Raw genomic sequence first — 3,349 nt, 5'->3', positions numbered from 1 at the left:
CCGCGCCAAGCCCGCACCCTCCAGGTGATCCATGAAACGCGCCCCTCGCAGCCGTCAACGCCATGATTTATATGCGAAATATCACGATTACGACAGCGAAATCAGCGACTTACTTGGAGAATGTGGGTTCCCAGTCGTTCACGGCGCTGCTGGTCAGATGGCACTCGCCCCGGTGCCGTGCCCAGGCGGCCTCGCACTCCCGTTCCCGTCGCAGCCGTTCGGCCGCGGAAACGGCGTGGGGATCGGCCGTATCAGGAAGGAGGTCGGAAAGGTTTCGCATCGCTCTGGCGGTGGCAGGGACGGGGTTGGGCCGAGCATGGCACACCCGGCATCCCCTTCACATGGTGTTGTGCAGCCTCTTCCGCCACCCGGTTCCCCGACGCGCCACGGCCTCCGGGCATCCTTCCGTCCCATGACAGAAGAACATGCCCCGGAAGCCGCCCGCCAGCCCCGTCAGCCGGCCCCGCCCTCCTTCGCCTCCTCCTCGCTCGTCTCCTCGCTGTTCTCGTCGCTCTTCGGCAGCCCCATCACCGGCCGCTCCGTCAGCCCGCGCAGGGCCCGCAGCGTCTGCCGCAGCGCGATGGAGTCCCCATCCTCCGGCTCCAGCGCGAAGAGCAGCGCCGAGCGCCCGGTCACCAGGTACTCCTGCCCGGAATCGAAGCTCTCGATCTCCACGCCCTCCGGCAGGTTCGTGTCCATCAGGCAGTGCCAGGTCGTCCCGCCCACCACCTGGGGCAGGGTGAAGCCCACCACGTCATGATGCGCGTTGGCCACCAGCAGCGCCGTGATGTCCATCGCCGGCCGGTGCAGCCCCGTGGCCCGCGCCCGCCCGTCCAGCAGCATCCCCAGGCACCTGGCGCTGGCATCCTCCCACTCGTGGTCCTCCATGGGCTTGCCGGTCGGGGAGATCCAGGCGACGTCCTTGACGTCGAGCTCCTCGTTCACCCGCCCGGTGAGGAACCGGCCGCGACGCAGGATCGGCAGCGACTTGCGCAGGGTGAGCAGCTTGCGGGTGAAGTTGATCAGGGCCTCGCCGTCCTCGCCGATCCCCTCCCAGTTCACCCAGTTCAGCTCGTTGTCCTGGCAGTAGGTGTTGTTGTTCCCCTCCTGCGTCCGGCCCAGCTCGTCGCCCGCCAGGATCATCGGCGTCCCCTGGCTCAGCAGCAGCGTCGCCAGGAAGTTCCGCTTCTGCCGCTCGCGCAGCCTGTTGATCTCCGCGTCGTCGGTCGGCCCCTCGGCGCCGCAGTTCCAGCTCTTGTTGTCGGAATGCCCGTCGCGCCCGTCCTCGCCATTCGCCTCGTTGTGCTTCTCGTTGTAAGAAACGAGGTCGTGCAGGCAGAAGCCGTCATGCGCGGTGACGAAGTTCACCGAGGACCACGGCCGCCGCCCGCGCTTGTTGAAGGCATCGCCCGAGGCCGTCAGCCGCGTGGCCATGTCCGGCAGCTTGCCCTCGTCGCCCTTCCAGTACTCGCGCACCGTGTCGCGGAACTTGTCGTTCCACTCCGCCCAGCCCGGCGGGAAGCCGCCCACCTGGTATCCGCCCGGCCCGATGTCCCAGGGCTCGGCGATCAGCTTGACCGAGGACAGGATCGGGTCCTGCCGGCAGGAATCCAGGAAGCCGCCGCCCTCGTCGAAGCCATAGGGCTCGCGCCCCAGGATCGTGGCGAGGTCGAAGCGGAACCCGTCCACATGCATCTCCTGCACCCAGTAGCGCAGGCTGTCCGTCACCATCTGCAGAACGCGCGGGTGCGACAGGTTCACCGTGTTCCCGGTGCCTGTCTCGTTGACGTAGTAGCGCCGGTCATTGTCGATCAGCCGGTAGTACGACGCGTTGTCGATCCCCTTGAACGACAGCGTCGGACCCTTCTCGTTGCCCTCGGCCGTGTGGTTGTACACCACGTCGAGAATGACCTCGAGCCCGGCATCGTGCAGCCGCGCCACCATCTCCTTGAACTCGGAAAGCGACCCGCTCGCGGAATAGCGCAGCTCCGGCGCGAAGAAGCCGATGGTGTTGTAGCCCCAGTAGTTCGTCAGCCCCTTGTCGGTCAGGTGCTGGTCCTGCACGAAGGAATGCACCGGCAGCAGCTCCACCGAGGTCACGCCGAGCGACTTGATGTAGTCGACGATCTCCGGCTGCCCCATTCCCGCATAGGTGCCGCGCAGCTCCTCCGGAAGCGCCGGGTGCAGCTTCGTGAAGCCCTTCACATGCGTCTCGTAGAAGATCGTGTCCGCCCAGGGGATGTTGGGCCGGCGGTCATGCCCCCAGGTGAAGGCCGGGTCCACCACCCGGCTCTTGGGCATGAAGGGCGCGCTGTCGCGCTCGTCGAAGCTCAGGTCGTCGCCGCTCTCCATCTGATAGCCGAAATGCGACGGGTCCCACTTCAGCGCACCCACCAGCCCCTTCGCATAGGGGTCGAGCAGCAGCTTGTTGGGGTTGAAGCGGTGCCCGTTCTCGGGCTCGTAAGGCCCGTGCACGCGATACCCGTACACCGTTCCCGGCCGCGCATCCGGCAGGTAGCAGTGGAACACCTCGTCGGTGTATTCCGGCATCACGATCCGCTCCAGCTCCCGCTCGCCCTTGGCGTCGAAGAGGCAGAGCTCGACCTTGGTCGCATGGGCGGAAAACAGCGCGAAATTCACCCCCAGCCCATCCCATGTCGCCCCGAGCGGGAAGGGACGGCCCTCCCGGAGCCGCATTGCGCGTTGAATCGCGGCCGCCGCGAATTTCGCGTGGCCAGAAGCGGGCGGAACGTCGGACATGCTTGGGGCAGACCTGCTCTCGGGGACAAGGAAGCAGCCGGGTTGCCGGCAGCCCATCCAGAACCCCCGTCCGGCCCGGGAAGTTTCAGACTGTCCCCCGCCGCCCGCCCTCTGTGACACCGCAACATCAGCCCCGCCCGTGGCGCCTCACGCCCGGCGCTTCGCTGTCCTCGGAGGTGCGATCCCGCCCCGGTGCGGTGGGATTGACCGCCCGATGTGCCTGACTAAAGTCAGACAACATGACGCTCGACCCGATCAGCCGCTTCCGCCGCTTCAGCCGTGCCGTGACCCGGGAGGTCGGGGCCCTGGACACCTCCTTCCTCGGCCGGGGCCGCCCGCTCGGCGCCGCGCGCGTGCTCAACGCCATCGGCCATGGCCGCACGGACGTGGCCGCGATCCGCGACTATCTGGGCCTCGATTCCGGGCTGATGAGCCGCCTGCTCCGGAGCCTGGAGGAGGAGGGCCTGGTCGTCACCGAGACCCATCCCGCCGACGCCCGCCGCCGCGTCGCCCGGCTGACCGGAACGGGCGAGCGGGAATTCGCGGCCTATGAGGCTGTCTCTTGATCACAAGTCTCGACGTCAGCATA

2 protein-coding genes are annotated in these 3,349 nt (G+C 67.5%); one reads left to right on the top strand and one right to left on the bottom strand.

All coding sequences use genetic code 11. The features are described 5' to 3' along the window. Positions 1-453: 453 nt before the first annotated feature. Positions 454-2,697 carry a glycogen debranching protein GlgX gene (glgX, locus tag ROTAS13_RS21575; protein ID WP_051005039.1) on the bottom strand — a complete coding sequence of 748 codons (2,244 nt, stop codon included), beginning with the start codon at positions 2,695-2,697 and terminating at the stop codon, positions 454-456. Positions 2,698-2,999: 302 nt separating this feature from the next. Here glgX and ROTAS13_RS21570 point away from each other — a divergent pair, with 302 nt between their 5' ends. Beyond that, complete coding sequence (locus ROTAS13_RS21570) at positions 3,000-3,326, top strand: MarR family winged helix-turn-helix transcriptional regulator (protein WP_253187737.1); 327 nt, start codon at positions 3,000-3,002, stop codon at positions 3,324-3,326. Positions 3,327-3,349 lie beyond the last annotated feature (23 nt).

The sequence above is a fragment of the Roseomonas sp. TAS13 genome (assembly GCF_001950415.1).
Taxonomy (GTDB): domain Bacteria; phylum Pseudomonadota; class Alphaproteobacteria; order Acetobacterales; family Acetobacteraceae; genus Roseomonas; species Roseomonas mucosa.
This window is presented reverse-complemented; position numbering and strand designations above follow the sequence as displayed.

What these genes read in the sequence shown, in the direction of transcription:
- glgX (WP_051005039.1), bottom strand. Translation starts at nt 2,697, where the DNA reads ATGCGGCTCCGGGAGGGCCGTCCCTTCCCGCTCGGGGCGACATGGGAT.
- ROTAS13_RS21570 (WP_253187737.1), top strand. Translation starts at nt 3,000, where the DNA reads ATGACGCTCGACCCGATCAGCCGCTTCCGCCGCTTCAGCCGTGCCGTG.